A 1,558-nucleotide genomic window follows, 5' to 3' on the forward strand; every position below is an offset into this window, starting at 1 on the left:
CCGCGCCGCCAGCGCGGAACCGGTGACCGTTGTCGACCTCGGCCGGTACCGGATCGACCTCGGGGAAAAGCGAATCAGCCCACGAGACAGCGCCGACGCCGACGCCGACGCCGACGCGAGCGCGGGCGCGGGCAGCGGTCGTGAGGGTCCATCCGCGACCGGTGGAGAGGACAAGCCGGACGGTCTACGCCTCACCCCGACGGAATGGCGGCTGCTGGAAGCACTGGTACGCTACCCCGGGAAGCTCATCAGCCATCAGCAGCTGATCAGCCAGGTCTGGGGTCCCGGCGTGGCGGACGACAGCTCCTCGCTCCGCCTCTACATCAACAAACTGCGTCGCAAGCTCGAACCCGACCCGGCCCGACCCCGCTACCTGACCACCGAACCCGGCCTGGGCTACCGCTACCAGCCGTAACCACCACGCCTCATTAGCACGCACAGTAGCGCCAGGACACCCTTCGCGGGGATCACCTGGACAAGACGGGGCGGACCGGCCTGCTCCCCGCCCGGGCGGCCGTCCGTGGACCACCGAGAGGTGTTCTGCGTCTCATCCGGGTTGCGCACACCGGGTTTTGCGCGGGTGCGGATCTCGTCCGGGCCGGATGCCGTGTGAGCACCGTGTTGAATTTTCGGGATTGGGCGTCATTGGACCGTTAGCTTCGCTGGTCCGCTGGCGGCAAGGGCTAGATACTGGCAGCTGCCATCAGGCCAGGACGCCAGCCAGGGCGGCGCATTTATTCCGATCTCATCCAAAGTAGAAGGCAGGAGTTCCGTGCGTGACGTTGTCTTCGTGCTGCTGACCCTTGCGGTGTTCGCGGTACTCGGGCTAACCCTCAAGGCAGTGGAGAAGCTGTGAGCGTGGAGAACATCGCCGGCCTGATCCTTGCCGTAGCCCTCGCGATCTTCCTCGTGGCGGCTCTGCTGTTCCCGGAGCGGTTCTAGATGGGCACGAACGCCGCGGGCGTCATCTTCATCGTCTCGATGGTGCTGGCTCTTACCCTGACTTACCGGCCATTCGGCGACTATATGGCCCGGGTGCATACGAGCGGGAAGCACCTGCGGGTGGAACGCGGTATCTACCGGCTGATCGGGGTGGATCCGGGCGCCGAGCAGCGCTGGTCGGTGTATGCCCGCAGCGTGCTGGCGTTCTCGCTCGTCTCGGTGCTGTTCCTGTACCTGTTCCAGCGGGTGCAGAACCACCTGTGGCTGGCGCTGGGCCTGCCGGCGGTCAAGCCGGACCTGGCGTGGAACACGGCGGTCAGTTTCACCACGAACACGAACTGGCAGGCCTATTCGGGTGAGTCGACGATGGGCCATCTGGTCCAGATGTCCGGCCTGGCGGTGCAGAACTTCGTGTCCGCCGCGGTAGGTATCGCGGTGGCGATCGCGGTGGTGCGCGGCTTCGCCCGGAAGAAGACCGACCAGCTGGGCAACTTCTGGGTGGACCTGGTCCGCACCGTCGTGCGGATCCTGCTGCCGGTCTGCGCGCTCGCGGCGATTGTGCTGATCGCCGGCGGCGCGATCCAGAACTTCCACGGGAACACCACGGTCCCCACCC

General features: G+C 66.4%; 3 protein-coding genes. All 3 read left to right on the forward strand.

Annotation, left to right across the window (positions count from 1 at the left end):
• A partial coding sequence (locus ACY45C_RS13995) for a winged helix-turn-helix domain-containing protein (protein WP_462188042.1) occupies nt 1-415 on the forward strand: 415 nt, incomplete at its 5' end.
• Between the two features lie 437 nt (nt 416-852).
• Complete coding sequence (kdpF, locus tag ACY45C_RS14000) at nt 853-942, forward strand: K(+)-transporting ATPase subunit F (protein WP_462188043.1); 90 nt, start codon at nt 853-855, stop codon at nt 940-942.
• Nucleotides 943-1,558, forward strand: a 616-nt coding sequence (locus tag ACY45C_RS14005; protein WP_462188044.1) for a potassium-transporting ATPase subunit KdpA, incomplete at its 3' end; no start/stop codon positions are given.

Source organism: Frankia sp. CcWB2 (assembly GCF_977927585.1).